This window comes from Nonomuraea salmonea (assembly GCF_042428605.1).
GTDB classification, from domain to species: domain Bacteria; phylum Actinomycetota; class Actinomycetes; order Streptosporangiales; family Streptosporangiaceae; genus Nonomuraea; species Nonomuraea salmonea.
Genome location: NZ_JBHMCF010000021.1, coordinates 1 through 18,240 on the forward strand (window position 1 = coordinate 1; position 18,240 = coordinate 18,240).

An 18,240-nucleotide genomic window follows, 5' to 3' on the forward strand; every position below is an offset into this window, starting at 1 on the left:
CCTGCCATCTCATGCAGCGCAAGCGATCAAAGGGACATCAACTCGCGAACCGCCCTCTCATATCAGGGCTCGAAGGCGAGCGTGGCTGCGCCCGGCCACGCCCGCCGTACCCGACGCGGCACGGTCTGTGGGACGCCCCCACCGTCGTGAACAACGTCGAGACGCTGGCGGCGATCCCCTGGATCGTCGAGCACGGCGGGAACGCCTACGCCGCACGCGGCACGTCGTCGGAGACCGGCACCAAGCTCGTCTGCCTGTCCGAGCGCTTCGCCCGGCCCGGCTGCTACGAGGTCGAGCTCGGCACGCCCGTGCTCAGGATCGTCGAGGAACTCGGCGGCGGCCTGCGCGAGGGCTCGGACCTGACCGTCGTCCAAGTCGGCGGCCCTCTCGGTGGCTTCCTCGCCGCCGATCAGCTGGACGTGCCGCTGTCGGAGACGGATCTGGCCGCTCGCGGAGCAGCGCTCGGACATGCCGGGCTCGTCGCCTTCGACCAGCGGATCGACCCCGCGGACGTGCTGCGCCACGTGTGGGAGTTCGCCGCCGCCGAAAGCTGCGGGGCCTGCTCGCCCTGCCGGGTCGGGTCGCGGCGCGGCCTGGAGGTCGTCCGGGACAGCCGGCCGGGCGAGGAGTACGAGCGGCTGCTCCGCGTCATGGGTGAGGCCAGTCTCTGCGCCTTTGGGCGGCGCGTCCCGGCAGCCGTGCACAGCCTCGTCCGTGCCTTCGGCGACCGGCTCGCGGGGTGGGACGGATGAGAGTACGGGTCGGCGCAACGACCGCGCACGTGGCCGAGGACGCCTCGGTCCTCGACGCCGTGCGCGCGGCCGGGATCAGCCTGCCCACCCTGTGCCACGACGACCGCCTGACGCCGGCCGGCTCCTGCCGCGCCTGTCTGGTGAGGGCCGGCGGCAAGGTGGTCGCCGCGTGCGTGACCCCGGCCGCCGAGGACGCCCCGATCGAAGTCGACGCCGACGATCTGCGCGGCCTGCGCCGCGAGGCCGTGGAGGTCATCGTCTCGGTCCTGCCGCCGCGCGCCCTGGACGACGAGCACGGCCGCAGCGAGCTGGCCGGGGTCTGCCACGACCTCGGCGTCGCGCCGGACACGGCCCGGGGAGCCGGCGGCCGGGGCCGCGACGACAGCCACCCGTACGTCCGCCTCGACCGGGACCTGTGCATCGCCTGCGGCCGGTGCGTGCGCATGTGCGCCGAGGTCCAGGGCACCTTCGCCCTCACCCTGGTAGGACGGGGCTCCGACACGGTGGTCGCGCCCGGCACGGGAGGGCCGTGGGCGGAGTCCGAGTGCGTCGCCTGCGGCGGCTGCGTCGACACCTGCCCCACCGGCGCGCTCACCGAACCCGGCCTGTCCGGCGGCGACCGGACACCGGAGCTGCCGGGTACCCGCACCACCTGCGGCTACTGCGGGGTCGGCTGCTCCCTGGACGTGCTCACCGGCGGCGATTCGGTGACCGCCGTGCTGCCCGCCCGCGACGGCCCCGTCAACCGCGGCCACGCCTGTGTCAAAGGCCGCTTCGCCCACGGCTTCCTCCGCTCACCCGACCGGCTCACCCGGCCGCTGCTGCGCCGCGACGGCCGCCTGGAACCGGTGAGCTGGGAGGAAGCCCTCGACCACGTGGCCCGGGAGCTGCGCGCGGCGGTCGCGGCGGGCGGCCCCGGCGCGGTGGCGGCGATCTCCTCGGCCAGGGCCACCAACGAGGAGAACTATCTGCTGCAGAAGTTCATGCGCACGGTGATCGGCACCAACAGCGTCGACAACTGCTCACGGCTGTGCCACGCCCCGTCGGCGGCCGGCCTGACCGCGGCGTTCGGCCTGCCGGGCGGGACCGACCCCTTCGAGGACGTGGAGAGTGCCGACTGCCTGCTGTTGGTGGGCGCCAATCCGGTCGAGGCGCATCCCGTGGTCGGCGCGCGACTGCTCCAGCGTGTGCTGCGCGGGGCGCGGCTCGTCGTCGCCGACCCGCGCGCGGTGGGCCTGGCCCGTCATGCCGACGTCCACCTGCGTCCCCGCCCTGGGACCAACGTCGCCCTCTTCCACGCGATGGCCCACGTGATGCTGGCCGAGGGCCTGATCGATGAGGAGTTCCTGCGCGAACGGTCGGCCGGCCTGCCCGAGCTCACCGCGCTGCTCGCCGGCTACTCCCCCGAGCGCACGGCCGCCGTCACCGGCGTGCCCGCCGCCGATGTCGTCGCCGCCGCGCGCCTGTTCGGCCTGGCGGAGAGACCGGCGATCCTCTACGGGCTGGGCGTCACCGAGCACCTGCACGGCACGGACGGCGTACGCGCCCTGTCCAACCTGGCGATCCTTCGAGGAGCGGTCGGAACCGGGCGGGGCTTCGGCGTGAACCCGCTGCGCGGCCAGAACAACGTGCAGGGCGCGTCCGACATGGGCGCGCTGCCGGACCTCCTGCCCGGGTACGGCAAGGTGACCGACGCCGACGCCCGCCTCCGCGCGGAGCGCGTCTGGGGTGTCCTCGTCCCGCCCCGGCCCGGCCTGCGGATCCCGGAGATGTTCGCCGCCGCCCGCTCCGGAGAGCTGCGCGCCCTGTGGATCCTGGGAGAGGACGTGTGCGCCACCGACCCCGACAGCAACCAGGTCGTCCAGGCCCTGGAGAGCTGCCCGCTGGTGATCTGCGACGAGCTGTTCCTGTCGGAAACCGCGCGCAGGGCCGACGTCGTGTTGCCCGCCGCGTCCTGGCTGGAGAAGGACGGCACGTTCGTCAACTTCGACCGCCGCTTCCAGCGGGTACGGGCCGCGCTCGCCCCACCGGGAGCGGCACGGCCCGACTTCGAGATCATCCACGCGGTCGCCGCGGCGCTCGGCGCCGACCTCGGCTGCGCCACGCCCGCCGAGGCCCTGACCGAGTGCGGCCGGATCGCCCCCGTCTTCGCGGGTCTCTCGCACGAACGGCTCGACCGGGAAGGAGCCGTCCCCTGGCCGTGCCGCCATCCCGACCGGCCCGGCGAGTCCTCGCTCTACCGGGAACGGTTCGCCACGCCGGACGGGCTGGCGCACCTGAGCGCCGCACCGTACCTGCCGCCCGGAGAGGAACCCGACGACCGCTACCCGCTGGTCCTGGTCACGGGACGGCGCTGGGCGCACTACAACTCCGGCGGCATGACCCGGCGTACGGACAACCTCCTGCTCGACCCCACCGACCGGCTCGACGTCCATCCCGTCGACGCTTCCCGCCACCGCCTGGGCGACGGCGACCGCGTCACCGTGCGCAGCCGCCACGGGGAGGCGCACCTGACCGTCCAGGTCAGCGACGACATGACCCCGGGCCAGGTGTTCTGCGCCTTCCACTTCCCCGCGAGCGGCGTCAACGCCCTCACCTCGGATCGCGGCGATGCCGCGACGTCGTGCCCCGAGTACAAGGTCACGGCGGTACGGCTGCTCGCGGGTGAAAGGGCAGGGCAAGCGAGATAGACCCAGAGTTTTCCGGTGGGTGAGGCTCATCCCAAGGAGCGGCGGGAAGGCTCACTCGGCAGAGACCATTCCTCTCCTGGAGGCGGCGGTGCGTGATGACCAGGCCGACCGGCCCATCCTGGTCGGCTACGACGACTCGCCCGAGAGCCGTGACGCGCTGCGCTGGGCGGTCGAGGAGGCACGTTTGCGCAAGCTGCCTGTGCTGGTCTGTCACGCCTTGCACTGGCCCTACGCCCTGAGGCCGGTTGCCCGGGAGGTCATGACACAGATCGAGCAGGCCGCCCTCGGTGTCGTCGACGAGGGCGTGCGCCGCGCCAAGGAGCTGGCTCCGGAGGTGGACCTCCAGCCGGTCCTGGGGAAGGGCACGCCCGCGGCGGTGCTGCTGGAGGTGGGGCGCGGGGCGGAGCTGACGGTGCTCGGATCCCGTGGGCAGGGTGGGTTCGACGGGCTTCAGGTGGGATCGGCCGCCGTGCAGGTGCCCGCCCACAGCGTCGGGCCAGTCGTCGTCGTACGTCCGTCCCTCCAGCCACCCGGCGGCCAGGACGCCCGCGTCGTCGTCGGCCTCGACGGCTCGCCGCCCAGCCTGGCGGCCCTGGACTTCGCGCTGGACGAGGCGGCGTTGCGCGGCGGCAGCGTGACGGCCCTGTGCTGCTGGTCCGACTGCGGGTCGGCGTCCTGGCCGGAGCCGCTCCCGTTCGTCGACTCCAACGCGCTGCGCAGGGGCGCGGAGGCCCGGTTCAGGGAGGTGGTCTCCCACCTGGCCGCCAGACGCCCCGAGGTGACGGTGTTCACCGAGTTCGTGACCGAACGCCCCCAACGTGTCCTGGTCGACTCGACGAAGGACGCCACGCTCCTCGTCCTCGGCAACCGGGGGAACGGAGCTCCCGCCTGCCTGCTGCTCGGCCCGGTCACCCAGACCGCGCTGCTCGAATCCTGGTGCCCGGTCGCGGTGACCCCCGCCGAGGTGCTGAACCCACGACTGCCGCCCGGATGAGCGGCGAGCAGGGCGGCGGTAGGTGAAGGGCTGAGGGGAGACGGAAGAGATGGCCGGACGGATCGTGGCGGGCGTGGACGGCTCCCCGCCCTCGATGGCGGCGGTCGAGTGGGCCGCGGCTGACGCCCGCAGACGCTCGCTGGAGCTGCGCCTGGTGCACGTGTGCGAGCAGTGGGCCCGCGACGCGGGGACGGCCGAGTACTGTGCCGGGATGCTGGAATCGGCGGCGGACCGGGCACGCGGCCTGGCTCCGGAAGTGGAGGTCGGCACAGAGATCCTCGCGGGCCCGGTGGTGGATGACCTGGTGATGGAGTCGGCGGGAGCCGACAGCTTGGTGCTGGGCAGCAGAGGGCTGGGCGGCTTCGCCGGAATGGTGCTCGGCTCCACCAGCCTCGCGCTGGCCGGGCACGCCGCGAGCCCGGTCGTCGTCGTCCGCGAGGCCGCCACGGTGCGGCACGGCAGAATCGTGGTCGGCTACGACGGAGGGCGGTCCCGGGCTGCCATGGAGTACGCCCTGGCGCAGGCACGCGCCCAGGACGCGGAGCTCCTGGTGCTCTACGCCTGGCGGCCGCCGATCCTGTCCTCGTACGCCACCGCCTACAGGGTGCTCAGCGAGGGCTTCGAGCAGGAGGCGCGCGAGGCCGCCGAGCAGGTCGTGCCGTGGCGGGAAGGAAACCCTGACGTGCGGATCCTCGACGATCAGGTCTGCGACCACCCCGTGGCCGCCCTGCGGAACGCGTCCTCTACGGCCGACCTCGTCGTGGTGGGATCGCGCGGGCTGGGCGGGTTCACCACCACGATGCTGGGCTCGGTCAGCCATGGCGTGCTCCACCACGCGGTGTGCCCGGTGGCCGTGGTGCCTCCTCCCGGGGGCGCCCACGAAGCTCGCTGAAAAGCGACGGTCCGGGCCCTTGCGCCGTACGGCCTGGTCAGAAGTTCACGGCACGACCGTGCGGCCACTGCCACCCGTGGGCAAGGGTCAAGGGCAGTCCCCTCAGTAACGACGCACGCCCGTGGTTCGCCGTCCACTGCCGCTTCTTGGCGCGACGAAGGTCTTCGCCCTTCTACCTGGGGGCACTCATCCCTGTGAGGTGTCACCCGACGATCAGCCGGCCTCGCCCGGCCCGTCATCGGGGGAACGCCACGGCACCGGCCGCGCGACACTGGGGCGAGGGATGAGCCAGGCGGAGGAGCCGCCTTCGGCACGACAGGTCGATCCGACCGAACGGTTGGATCTGCTGCTGCGTGACCTGCGCAGCAGCCGTTCAGGGCTGTCCTCACGCGAGGCGGCACGGCGCCTGATCCACTACGGCCCGAACGAGCTGCGCCGCCGTGGCGGCCGGCGCTGGCCGCGTGAGCTGGCCCGGCAGTTCACGCACCCGCTGGCCCTGCTGCTGTGGGTGGCCGCGGCGCTGGCCGGGACGGCGGGGATCACGACGGTGGCCGTGGCGATCGTGATCGTGATCCTGATCAACGCCGCCTTCGCCTTCGCGCAGGAGATCCAGGCCGAACGTGCGGTCGAGGCACTGGCCGCGTACCTTCCGGTCCAGGCCAGAGTCCTGCGGGACGGGCGGCCGCAGACGATACCGGCCTCCGGGCTGGTTCCCGGGGACGTGCTCCTGCTGGAGGAGGGCGAGCGCATCTCCGCCGACGCCCGGCTCATCGACGGCGGCATCGAGGTGGACCTGTCGATGCTCACCGGCGAGGCCGTGCCGGTGTTCCGCTCAGCGGACGCGGTGGACACGCAGGCGCCGCTGCTGCAGGCTCGCGATCTCGTGTTCTCGGGCACGATGTGCACCGAGGGCCAGGCGCGTGGGGTGATCTTCGCCAGCGGGATGCGTACCGAGCTCGGGCGGATCGCGGCGTTGTCGGAACGCGTGGAGCGCGAGGAGAGCCCGCTCGAGCGTCAGGTCCGCAAGGTGGCGTGGCTCATCGCGGTGATCGCGGTGGCCACGGGGGCGGCGTTCATCCCGGTGGCGGCCTTGGGCGCTCATCTGCCGCTGCCGGACGCGGTGGTGTTCGCGGTGGGACTGCTGGTGGGGAACGTGCCGGAGGGACTGTTGCCGGTCATCACGCTGGCGCTGGCCCTCGGTGTACGGGACCTCGTACGGCGCGGAGCGGTGGTGAAGCGGCTGAGCGCGGTGGAGACGCTGGGTTCGACGAGCGTGATCTGCACCGACAAGACGGGAACGCTCACGGAGAACCGCATGCGGGTCACGACGGTCTGGACCACGGCCGGAACCTACGACCCCGAGAACGGCGGGGACGCCGGCGACGAAGCCCTCGGCGACCTGACCGCCGTCATCGCGGCCTGCAACAACGTCCAGCGTGACGATCGCGGCACTTTGAGAGGGGACCCGACCGAGGTCGCGATGCTCAGGGCGGCGGAACTGCTGGCCCCCGCCGGGCACGCCGGAAGCAGGGGCACGCGGCTGTGCCAGTTCCACTTCGATCCCGTGCTGAAGCGGATGTCGACCGTCGACGACCGCGACGGCGAGGTGCGGGTGAACACCAAGGGAGCCCCTGAGGCGGTCCTGCCGCTGTGCGGAGCCGTCATGGAAGGCGGCCGGACGCTGCCGTTCTCCCCCGAGCGGCGGCGCGACGTCGAGCGGGTCGTCGACCTCCAGGCCGGCAAGGGCCTGCGGGTGCTCGCCGTCGCCACCCGCCCTCTCGGCGCCCGCGAGACCACGCCTCGACGCCGTGAGGACGTCGAACGCGACCTGACGCTGCTCGGCCTGGTGGCGATGCACGATCCGCCGCGTCCGGAGGTCGCCGAAGCGGTGGCGCACTGCCACGCGGCCGGGATACGCGTCATCGTGGTCACCGGTGACCATGCCCTGACCGCGGCGGCGATCGCCCGGCAGGTGGGGATCGTCGGTGATGATCCCGTCGTCGTCTCCGGTGAGCAGCTCGACCGGATGAGCGAGGACGAGCTGGACACGTTGCTGCGAGAGCACCGCGAGGTCGTCTTCGCGCGCAGCTCGCCCGAGGCCAAGCTGCGCATCACCGACGCCTTGCGCGCCGAAGGACACGTCGTGGCGATGACCGGTGACGGGGTCAACGACGCGCCGGCGCTCCGCCGGGCGGACATCGGCGTGGCGATGGGCCGCGCGGGCACCGACGTGGCGAGGGAGGCCGCCACTATGGTGCTGACCGACGACAATTTCGCCACCATCGTCGCCGCGGTCCGGTCGGGCCGCCAGGCCTACGACAACATCCGCAAATTCATCTGCTACATCTTCGCCCACACCACGCCCGAGATCGTCCCGCTCCTGGTGTTCGCCCTCGCCGGAGGAGCCGTACCCCTGCCGCTCACAGTGCTACAGCTCCTGGCCTTCGACGTGGGCACGGAGACGCTGCCCGCGTTGGCGCTCGGCCGCGAGCCGGCCGAGCCCGGACTCATGCGGCGCCCGCCGCGCAGACGCTCAGAAAACGTCATCCGCGTGTCGATGCTGCTGCGCGCGTGGCTGTTCCTCGGCGTGATCTGCGCTGTCCTGTCCATGAGCGGGTTCTTCTTCGTGCTGTTGCAGGCCGGGTGGCGTCCCGGTGCGCCCACCGGTCCTGGCAGCCCTCTCCACCACGCCTACCTCCAGGCCACCACGATGACCTTCTTCGGCATGCTCACCGGCCAGATCGGCACGGCCTTCGCGGCCCGGACCGACCGAGCCTCCCTCCGCTCGGTCGGCGTCCTGTCCAACCCCCTGCTGCTGTGGGGCATCGCCTTCGAACTGCTGCTGGCCGCCGTACTGATCTACACCCCGCCGTTCCAGGCGCTGCTGGGCACCGCCGCTCTGACGCCCGGCATGCTGGCCTTCGCCGCGCCCTTCCCGCTGATCGTCTGGGGGGCGGACGAGGCGCGTCGCTGGCTGCTGCGCCGGCACGAGCGCTGACCACGTCCACCGCGCAGGGCTTCAGCGCCTGCGGAACGCCGGACGGTGACGCGTCGCCGTGCTGAAACGATGGGCTCTGCGGTGCGTGGAGTGAGCGGCCGTGCGCCCTCCACCCGGGAGGGCCGCGGGGCGGGCCCGGTAGAAGTGGCTCCACGGGCCCCTGTACGCGCTGGTCGACGTCAACGAAAGGATCTAGGCCAAGCTAGAACGGACCCAGCTGCCACCGCCGAGGGAAAGGCTCTCAGTCCGAACACTCCCTCCACAGAGGGCCGACAACTGGCGCAGATGGTTGCGCAGCGCCCTGATACCGACCAACCCGCCCGCGAAGAACCTTCTCGTACGCGACACCTGAGCACCCTGCTACGCAACCTCACATTTGTCCGGCCTGCGTCGTCATGTTGGTGAGGGCAGCGACCAGTGCCCCGGAACGGAGTGCGGAAATGAAGGTTTTCATCGCTGGTGGGCGCGGCCGTGTGGGGTCCCGCCTCGCCGACGACCTGGAGGCCAAGGGCATCGAGGTGGTCCCAGGAGGGCTTGAGGACGGAATCGATGTGATCTCTGGCAAGGGGCTCGCCGAGGCTCTGGTCGGAGTCGGCACCATCGTGAACGTCCTCAACACCCCCCTCTTCGATGCGGAGGGGGCGATCTCGTTCTTCGAGGGAACGATCGACAACCTGACCGCGGAGGGCAAGCGGGCGGGTGTGCGTCATCACATCGTGCTCTCCATCGTCGGCGTCGGAGAAGGTGACGCATCTGAGGTCGGCTACTACCTCGGCAAAGTGGCGCAGGAGAAGGCCGTGCGATCGGCTTCGATCCCCGCCACCATCATTCGGGCCACTCAGTTCCACAGCTACATTCCTGTCCTCATCGACCAGCACACCGTGGACGGAAAGGTGCTCGCTCCGAGGTCATTCATCCAGCCCGTCGAGCTGGACGAAGTCGTCGATCTGCTCACCGAGGCCGTCACGACGCTGGAGCCGGGAAGCGTGGTCGAGATCGCCGGACCCGACCGCTTCTACCACGACGACCTCTTCCGTGCCACTCTGGCCCATCGCGGAGACCATCGTGAGGTGGTGACCACAGACGGACAGGAGCCCCTCGATGCCATGGTTCCGCGCGGCGCGTACCGGACGGGCACCGTGCGGTACCCGATTGCAGGGATCCCCACCGCCTGAATGCGATGATGAAGGAAGGGGGGAACGTCTGGCCGCCGGCACATAGGTCAGGCGTGCTGCGCTCCGATGGGAAAGGTTGCCCCATGCCGGAGGATACTCCTGCCGAATCAGCGGAGTTCGGAGGAGCCGAGCGTGACGAATCACGGGCTCTCGATTCGGTCATAGCGGAGCGACATCGTCTGCTGTCGCTGGCGTTCCGCATGATGGGCACTTTGGCCGATGCCGAGGACGTCGTGCAGGAGACATATGCGAGGTGGTACCGCCTCGAACCCGAGGAACGCGACGAAATCGCCACACCTGCGGCATGGCTGATGCGAGTGGCTGGCCGCATCTCACTCGACCTGCTGGGTTCCGCGCGTGCACGGCGGGAGACGTACGTCGGGCAATGGCTACCGGAGCCGGTTCCAGCTGACCTTTTCGCAGGCACCGCACAGGCGCCACTGGATTCCAGTCAGTTCTCCGCTGATCCGCTTGAACGGGTCACCCTCGATGATGCCGTCAGCATGGCTTTGCTGACGGTCCTCGAGGCCATGACCCCGGCAGAGCGACTGACGTTCGTGCTGCATGACGTGTTCGGGGTCCCGTTCGACGAGATCGCTGGTGTCGTAGGTCGTTCAGCCGCAGCAACAAGGCAATTGGCGACGTCCGCTCGCCGCCACGTTCGACGAGGAAGACGCGCACAGGTTTCTCCACGCCAGCATGATGAAGTGGTTCGGGCATTCCGTGATGCGACTGTCGGCGGAGACATCGAGGATCTGCTCCGCTTGTTGGCTCCAGACGTCGAACTACGAGTAGACGGCGGCGGCTTCGTCAACGCCGCACCTCAGGTCATCCGTGGGTCCGATCACGTAGCCCGGTGGTTCATGGGAGTGCTGCGCAAACAGCCCGCCCTCCGTCTTGAGCGACGCGATACAGCTGACGGTCTCGGTTACATCATTCGAAATGAAGGACATCGATACGGCCTAATCACCTTCGACGTCGGTGACGAGTGCGTCACGAACGTGTGGTTGATGCTCAATCCAATGAAGCTGACGTATTGGTCGCTCGACTGACAGGTCATCTCTTTGGTAAGCCGGCGGTGTGATGCGCCCGTCACGCAGCCATCGCCGCAGGTGGTGGTATTGGCGGCGCCATCACCGAGCAGGTTACCAAGCCGCGCTCCACCTGCCGCCGCACACGGTCGGATCAAACGTCGCGGCAAGTTCGGGATCAACTCGCGCCTCGAGCCCACCAGGCTCCCCCTCGAACACTGCTGGGACCGGTGGCCGCCGGCGCTGTCCATCGATCCACGGGCCACGCGGGTGATTCGTCACAGGGAGCTCGGGCGCCATGGCGGGGCGGCGGTTGAAGGGCACTTCCCCCTGGTTGGTGGACACGCTGATACTGGATCTTGCTTGATCCAGAGGAAGCGAGAAGACCGCCGATGGCGTTAAAGCACTACTCGGATGAGTTCAAGGGCGATGCCGTGGCCTTGTACGAGTCCACTTCAGGCGCGACCTACAAAGGCATTGCTGCTGACCTGGGCGTGAGCCGGGGCAGCCTGCGCATGTGGGTGCTGCGGTCGGGCGCCCTGCGCGGTGAGGAGCCGACCAGGCCGCCGACCGGCCCGGATACCGGCCGCACCCGGCACGTCGCCGGGGCGGACGGTGAGGACGGTGAAGCCACGCAGCGGATTCGGCAGCTGGAAGAGCGTGTGCGGGCGCTGGAAGCCATGGAGAAGAAGCTCACCACCGAGCGCGACATTCTCCGTAAGGCGGCCAAGTATTTCGCCGGGGAGAGGCACTGGTGAACCGCTTCCAGTTCGTTGACGACCACCGGGACACCTTCGGGGTGAAGCGGTTGTGCCAGGTGATCGGTCTCAATCGGGCCAGCTACTACAGGTGGCGCGCGGCCGCCGGCCGCCGAGCTACGCGCCAGGCCGCCGATATGGCCCTGGCGGCGCGGATCCGCGCGGTGCATGCCGAGTTCGACGGCACTTATCGGCTCTCCGCGCGTCACCGCCGAACTCCGCGGCCAAGGGATGGTGATCAACGCCAAACGCGTTGCTCGGGTGATGCGGGCCTGCGCCAGCGCGTGCGCACCACCATTCCCGAGCCGGGCCGCAAGTACATGGGCAACATCACCTACCTGCCGCTCGGCGACGGGACCTTCCTCTACCTGGCCACCGTGCTGGACTGCTTCAGCCGTCGGGTGGTGGGCTGGCCGATCGCGGGTCACATGCGCACCGACTTGGTCGCCGACGCCCTGGAGATGGCCGCGACTACCCGGGGCGGCCTGGCCGGCTCTCTGTTTCACAGCGATCATGGGGCGCAGTACACCTCCAAGGACTACGCCACCCTGTGCCGCTGGCTGGGCGTCACTCAGGCCATGGGCACCGTCGGCACCAGCGCCGACAACGCCGCCTGCGAGAGCTTCCACGCCTCTCTCAAACGGGAGACACTCCACGGCTCCACTACGGTGACGCCACCACCTGCCGACGCACGGCGTTTCGATGGCGGACCCGTTACAACACCCGCAGAAGGTATTCGGCCAACGGGCACCTCACAGCCCCATCGCCTACGAACAGCTACATCATCGAAGATCGACTAGCTTGACGCTGGCTGCATGACATCCCACCGCGCGTCCACTTCCGTGGGGAAAGGCCCCGCCTGTCCTCCCCACGCGTCGAACACCTGTTAAAGACCGCCTCGGCCGTGCTCTGATCCGCACAGCGAGGGATGAATCCCGCATCAGTTGCGCCACAGCGCGCTGACCCCATCTGGTCCAAAGCCAGCCGGACCGCGCCTGAGCTCCAGGCCAAGTCCCGCCACCAGCACCTGGCCGGCCTCGGCCGCTACATCCGCCTGGGCGGGGAGATCTCCGTGAGCGGGCTGGCACGGTCTTCACCGACGATGTCGCGACGCACTCACCGCGCGGGGGCGAACTCGCCGCATCGACAAGGTCCTCAGCTTCATGCAACAGAGTGAGGTCCAGGGGCCGCAGGCTCAGCACCTGATCACTGACCTGCTGGTGGAAATAAACGGCGATCAGGCGGCTGCCTCGTCGTACTCGCTCGTGCTCTACTACCGCGACGGCCAAACACCCCACTTCGTCGGCGCGGAAAGAAACGCCGACGGCGATCGGTGGTCATGGCGCGGCGGTTTCAGAGATCGGCGGGTGATCAGCTGGCCTCCGCAGCACTTACAGTCCCCGGTCGCGATCGGGATGATCTGCCTGCCGTCCTGGTGGCCGACGGCCATCTACGCGGGTTCGGCTCCCCACTCGGCCCGCCGCCTCGAGGGTCTCTCGCGAATCGGCGGGCAGCCTCTGCTGACCTTCGGTACGGGCAGCTTGTTCGGCCTGGCGCCGGTCGTCAGGCAGCTGGCGGCGCCGCTCAGTCTCCTCGAGAGCGGCCCTCAGGAGGCGGTCGTGGCGGCTCTCATCGCGACGCGCCTCTTCGACGTGCCGTCGCAAGGCTTCGCCGTCGGCATCACAGGCCTGACGCAGTTGTTGTTCCCAGCTGTGGTCGAGTTCGGCGGCGCGTTGGCGGATGCGCGGCCATACGCCTGGAGGAGGTGCGTGTTCGGCGGCGGTGCGGGCGGCCTGCTCGGCCGCCGGGTGGCTGCGCCTCACATTCCCAATCTGCTCCTGCAGGCGTGCGTGATCTTGCTGGAGCTGGCCGAGTTCGTTTTCGAGTGCGGTACGCCGGGCGCGTGAGCTGGGCAGCAGGCGTCCAGTGGTATCGAGTTCACGGCGGATCTGGTGGGCGCGCTCGATGAAGGCGTCGCTCTGCCGGGTGAGGTCTCGCAACCGCTGGGCCATGTGGTCACGGTGCTGCGCGGCCTGGAGTGCGGTGTCGATGTGGTGGAGTCGTTCTGTCAGGTCAGCGCGGCGCTGGTGGAGCTCTCGTTCGCGGGGGCCGCCGCCATGTTCCGTCCAGCGGGCGAGGTTCTCCTCTGCGGTGATCATGGCGGTGTGCAGGGCTTGGCGACGTTGATACAGGTCGGCCACGCGGGCGGCGAGGTGCTGGTCGCTGAGCAGGCCGATCCCGTCCGGAGTGGCGGCGAGGGTGGCGATGAGTTCTTCCCGGCGCTGCCGGGCACGGTGCTGGTCACGGGCCATCTGCTCGACGTGCCGGCGCTCTGGCGACAGAGTGGCGCGGCGCGCGATCTCCTGCTGGACCGCGTCCAGCTCGGCCCGGATCTCTTGCCGAGTGGTGCGAGCTGTGACGATGTCCTGTTCGGCGGCGCGGATGTCGGCGCGACGACTGCGTTGCAACAAGTCGTCCCAGTGGCGGGTCAGTTGGGCGTGCTGGTGGCGGATCAATGGCCAAACGGTACGCGGTGGCACCTGGGTCTCGGCGTGGCGAGCCTGCTCCCGTACCGGCCGGTACGTCTCCTGGCTGCTGTGCTCCTCGGCGCGGGCCTGCCCGGCGTCCTGGGGCTGCTCTTGTGCGGTGGTGGCGGCGTCGATGCGCTGCACGAGTCTGGTGAGCTCCTCGCGTTTGGCGATGAGCTCGCGTTCGGCGGGGCCGCCGCCGCTGGCCGTGTAGGTGCGGACGCGCTCCTCGGCGGTGACCAGGTCGCGGGTGACGGCTTCGGCGCGGGTGAGCAGGTCGGCCGCGCGATCGGCGAGCTCCGCCTCGTCGCGCAGGCCGACCTGGTGGGGGGTGTGGGTGAGGGCGAGCAGGGCGCCGGCCTGGCGCATCTCGGCCACGGTGTCGTCGCTACGGGACGGGGCCGGTGCGTGGTCGCGGCTGGTTGCCGAGCGTTCGGTGGACGGGGCACGCATGCCCAGTGTCTGCTGTGCGGCCCGCCAGGCCAGGTCGCGGTCCGTGACGAGGGGGCCGGGGCGGTGGTCGGCGAGGAGGGAGGTGCCGTAGGCCTCTCCGTAGGCGGCGATCACTCCGGCGCGGGCGATCCATTCGTGGCGCAGTAGCGGCTCGTCGGGGACCTCACCGAGCTGGCGCAGCGCCCACTCGGGTGGGGCTTGGGCGGCACGCCGGCCGAGGTATTCGGTGCGCTGGTCCATGCGGTCGGCCACCTCGAGGGCGCAGCTGGCCAGTTCGGGGTCGTCGATGTGCGGGGTTCGCTCGTGCCAGGTCTGCGGGACGTGGTCGGTGCCGCGGTCCTCGTCGCGCATCAGGCGGGCGATGCGGTGGCGCAGGACTTGCGCGATGGATCTGGCGGTGTCGAGAGGGCGCAGACGTGCGGCTCGGCTGATCAGGTCGGCGGTGTCGCGACCGGTCAGCTCGGCCTGATGCAGCGCGGTGTAGAGGGTGCGGCGGGCCGGATCCTGCTGGAGGCGCTCGTACAACTCGGATGGGAGTGCGGTGGCCAGTTGTCGGTGGTGGTGCTGCCGGGTGGCCAGGGCGACGATGTCGCGCCAGATGGCTGCCAGGTGCGCCATGTGGGTGACGCGTTCACCCTCCTCGCGGAGCGCTTCGACGGCTGCGGGGCTGGCGTCGTCGCGTTCGAGCACGTGGGCCAGGACCGTACGGGCGCCCAGGACGGGTGCGCCCGGGGCGGGATCCGGCTGGGCCAGCTGCGGGGTCTGCTCGGTGCCGGGCCGCAGGTCGGCGGCGGTCAGCACCCCTACATCGACGTAGCCGACGTTGGCGGCGCGGCCCCGGGTGAGCATCACGTACAGCATCTCGTGCGTGACGCGACCGTCGATCAGGGCGCGGGCGACGTCCACGGTGCGACCCTGGGCGGCGTGCGCGGTGCCGGCGTAGCCGAGCTCGAGGTGTCTGGCGGCGTAGCGGGCGGGGATGTGGACGCGGCGCTCGGGGTCGCCGCCAGGGTGCGTTCGGGTGACGAGGTGGGCGGTCAAGCCGCCGTCGGGCAGGATGCGGTGGATGCGCAGGACGTCGCGATTGGAGAGGGTACGCCAGGTGCCGGCGACGTTGACCCGGCGGGTATTCGCTCGGGCCATCACCAGGTCGCCGACGCCTGCCGTGGTGCCGTCACGCAACCGGATGCCATCAGCGGTGACCTCGCCGCGGGTGACGAGTTCGGCACGTACCCTTGCCGACAGCTCGCGGGCGTCGGCATTGGACATGGTGAGCATCACGGCTCGCCGGCCGGCGTCGCGGTCTGACAGGTAGTCGGCGACCAGTTGGGCCATTACCTGCTCGCGGTCACCCTCCACGAGGCGGCCGTGCTCCTCGTACGCCGTCACGACCGAGACGTCGCCGGCGCGCAGCCGCAGCGACGCCTCCCTCTCCCAGACCGCCTCCATCCGCTCGACCACCGTCAGCGCGTACGAGCCGGCGTCGGCGGCCAGGACCCGCATCAGCCCTCCGGCTTCCGGGGCGGACAGCTGCGCCGTGTCGCCTGCCCACACCACCTTGCAGAACGCCCCGTCGGCGACCTCCTGGATCGCCGCCAGGTCTGCGGTCGGCACCATGGATGCCTCATCGACCACGATGAGCGTGCCAGGCTCGATGCGCAGGCGACCGGCGCGCGCCAGGGTGAGGAAGCGCCGGATGTTGAACGTCCGCTCGAAGCCCTCATCGGCCAGCACGTAGGAGGCGTTGCTGGACAGCGTGAGCCCGATCGAGCCGACGCCCTGAGCTGCCCGCCACAGACCCGTCAACCGGCCCAGCGTGTACGACTTTCCCGACCCCGCCGGCCCCTCGAACACGTCCACGGCACGACCGGACGTGGCGATGCCCAGGATCGCCACAGCCTGGTCCTCGCGCAGCCCAGGCCTGCCTTCGGGGCGGCAGCGCGGCGCCAGCCACTGCTCCACCCGCTGCCTCGGCACGGCCGGAGCCGTCCGCTCCTGCGCCGACCTCAGCAGCCGCCTCTCCACCGCCAGCTGCTCATCGGTCGTGAACCGCTCCGCGCAGGGCGCGACATAGGCGCTGCTGCCATCGCCCCGGCGCAGTTCGTCGGGCACCTCGACGACTTCGGGCAGGTTGAGCAGCCGCACGCCGAACGCGTTTCCCGGGCCCGCGGCCCGCTCCGTCAGTTCCTCCAGCAGCCGCCGCACCGACGCGGCATCGAGCCCGCCCAGCCAGCCGGGCAGGTGCCGGTTGATCGCGCGCATCACTTCGTAACGAGTGAAGACCGCCTTGGCCCGCTGGACATCCGCGACCGCTGCCTGAAGGACGTCGTCGAGCAGCTCGTCGCGGCCGGGCTCGTGAATCCCGCCGACGCCGGTCGCGCCGGCCAGGACGTGCTGGGCCATGGCACGCGCCCGTTCACGATGAAGGGCCGTCTCCGGGTCGCGTTCGCGATGCAGGACCTGGTCGGGGACCTCGGCGAGGGTGCCCGACTCGGCCTGCCGTGACTGCCTCATCCACTGTTCGAGCTCGTCGGCATGCGTCGGTGCGGGTGCCTTGCTTTTTCTGGCCTTGGTGGCGCGGGTCGCGTACTGCGCCATAGAGAACAGCGCCCGGGCCGACGGCTCGCGGCCGTGCCGGGCGACGTAGGCGGCGCGCAACTGCGCCAGCAGGCCGGAGACCTCGACCCGTCGCGAGGAGAACATGCCGATCAGGTCGTCGGCGATGCCCTCCACCTCCAGCCCGTGCCCGTCGGCCCGAACTCGCGTGTCCACCGGGAGGGTACGGGTCAACGTCTCCCACATGACGCGTTCGGCGATCGCCGCCGCGGCGGGACGGACGGCGTGGATGGCCCGGCTGTCCAGCGCCCGCCACTTGCCGTCGACGTCACAGGGCACGCGGTTGAGCACCGGGTTGTGCACGTGGAGCTGGGGGTCGCCATTGCGGGAGGTGTGCTGCCGGAACGAGGCGACCACCCAGCGGGGCGCGTCCACCCAGCGGCCGGTGGAGCGGCCCGCCACTTTCGGGCCGTGCCGGCCGGCCCGGCTCACCCCGCACACGTCCTGGTAGTACTCCAGCATCGCGGTGTTGCCGGCCATGACCGCGTCCCACACCAGCCCGGCCTGGGCACGCAGCGCCGCAGCCTGATCGAGATGGCCGTCGCGCTGCTCTTCTGCGGCTTTGGCGAGCAGGCCGGCGTGTAACAGCGTGATGGATTTGGGCGGGCTGAAAGTCAGATCCAGGAAATAGACGGGCTTACGGCCCGTCTCCTGGGTGAATTGCGCGGGTCTGCTGCCCAGGACGGGCTTGTGTTTCTCCGGAACAGCCGGGTCATAGAACGTGGGATCGCGCGGATCGGCGAAACTGCGATACAGCCGCTCGAACGTCTCGGCGTCAATCTGTTCCCCGGCGACGAATCCGAGATCCGCGCACGCCTTTCCGCTCCACTCCCCCGGCGGCTCGCCACGCTCGTCGTCACCGACGGATGACAGATAGTAGTTCTCCGCGCCCTTGCCGACTTGCCGTGTCAGATAGCCCGGGTCGTAACCGAGGCCGATGCTGAGCATCGAGGGCGCTCACCTCCGATCGCGAACGGATTCACCCAAGACAGGAACCGAAGCGACGAGCGAAGATCTTGAATGTGACCAATGTAGCAACTGCGATAGAAGATGCCTAGGTGTGAACGGCGGTTCGGTGGGGCGCGGCTATTGTGTTGGCTGGTGCCGTGTGGAAGGGGTGTCGGTGTGATGGGTGTGGAGGTCACGGTGTTGTTGACGGTCGGGGATGAGGCTGAGTTGATCACGCCGCGCCATGATGTGAGCGCGCCGTTGCGGGTGCCTGCCGAGCGGATCGCGTCGCAGGCGGGTTTGCCTGCGAATGAGTTGCCGGGTAGGCGTTTCACGGTGGAGCGGTTGACGGCGTCGGACGCGGACGGTTTCGCGCTGGTGGTTGATCCTCGTCGGTGAGGTGCT

General features: G+C 70.3%; 9 protein-coding genes and 1 pseudogene. 9 read left to right on the forward strand and 1 reads right to left on the reverse strand.

Annotated elements, in window-relative coordinates:
* Positions 1-146: 146 nt before the first annotated feature.
* From ACFFR3_RS21940 to ACFFR3_RS21975, 8 genes and pseudogenes are all read left to right on the forward strand, one after another.
* Positions 147-752 carry an NADH-ubiquinone oxidoreductase-F iron-sulfur binding region domain-containing protein gene (locus ACFFR3_RS21940; RefSeq protein ID WP_345408425.1) on the forward strand — a complete coding sequence of 202 codons (606 nt, stop codon included), beginning with the start codon at positions 147-149 and terminating at the stop codon, positions 750-752.
* Positions 749-3,442: a formate dehydrogenase subunit alpha gene (fdhF, locus tag ACFFR3_RS21945; RefSeq protein ID WP_364382451.1), complete on the forward strand. Its 2,694-nt coding sequence runs from the start codon at positions 749-751 to the stop codon at positions 3,440-3,442. The genes ACFFR3_RS21940 and fdhF overlap by 4 nt, the downstream gene beginning before the upstream one ends.
* An 88-nt stretch (positions 3,443-3,530) precedes the next feature.
* Complete coding sequence (locus tag ACFFR3_RS21950) at positions 3,531-4,436, forward strand: universal stress protein (RefSeq protein ID WP_364382448.1); 906 nt, start codon at positions 3,531-3,533, stop codon at positions 4,434-4,436.
* A gap of 49 nt (positions 4,437-4,485) precedes the next feature.
* Entirely contained in the window at positions 4,486-5,328 is an 843-nt protein-coding gene (locus ACFFR3_RS21955) for a universal stress protein (RefSeq protein WP_345408429.1), read from the forward strand.
* Positions 5,329-5,611: 283 nt separating this feature from the next.
* Positions 5,612-8,326: a cation-translocating P-type ATPase gene (locus tag ACFFR3_RS21960; RefSeq protein ID WP_364382444.1), complete on the forward strand. Its 2,715-nt coding sequence runs from the start codon at positions 5,612-5,614 to the stop codon at positions 8,324-8,326.
* A 440-nt stretch (positions 8,327-8,766) separates the two neighbouring features.
* On the forward strand, positions 8,767-9,501 hold the full coding sequence (locus ACFFR3_RS21965; RefSeq protein ID WP_345408435.1) for an SDR family oxidoreductase: 735 nt from the start codon (positions 8,767-8,769) through the stop codon (positions 9,499-9,501).
* 83 nt (positions 9,502-9,584) lie between these two features.
* Complete coding sequence (gene sigJ / locus ACFFR3_RS21970; protein WP_345408437.1) at positions 9,585-10,553, forward strand: RNA polymerase sigma factor SigJ; 969 nt, start codon at positions 9,585-9,587, stop codon at positions 10,551-10,553.
* A gap of 371 nt (positions 10,554-10,924) precedes the next feature.
* A pseudogene (locus ACFFR3_RS21975) lies at positions 10,925-12,109 on the forward strand (IS3 family transposase).
* Positions 12,110-12,681: 572 nt separating this feature from the next.
* On the opposite strand, the gene mobF reads toward ACFFR3_RS21975, so the two are convergent.
* Positions 12,682-17,835, reverse strand: a complete 5,154-nt coding sequence (gene mobF, locus ACFFR3_RS21980) for a MobF family relaxase (RefSeq protein WP_379483750.1) — start codon at positions 17,833-17,835, stop codon at positions 12,682-12,684.
* A 177-nt stretch (positions 17,836-18,012) separates the two neighbouring features.
* Between mobF and ACFFR3_RS21985 the strand changes: the two genes are divergently transcribed.
* Positions 18,013-18,234 (forward strand): hypothetical protein, encoded by a 222-nt coding sequence (locus ACFFR3_RS21985; RefSeq protein ID WP_379483751.1) that lies wholly within the window; start codon positions 18,013-18,015, stop codon positions 18,232-18,234.
* The last annotated feature ends 6 nt before the right edge of the window (positions 18,235-18,240 follow it).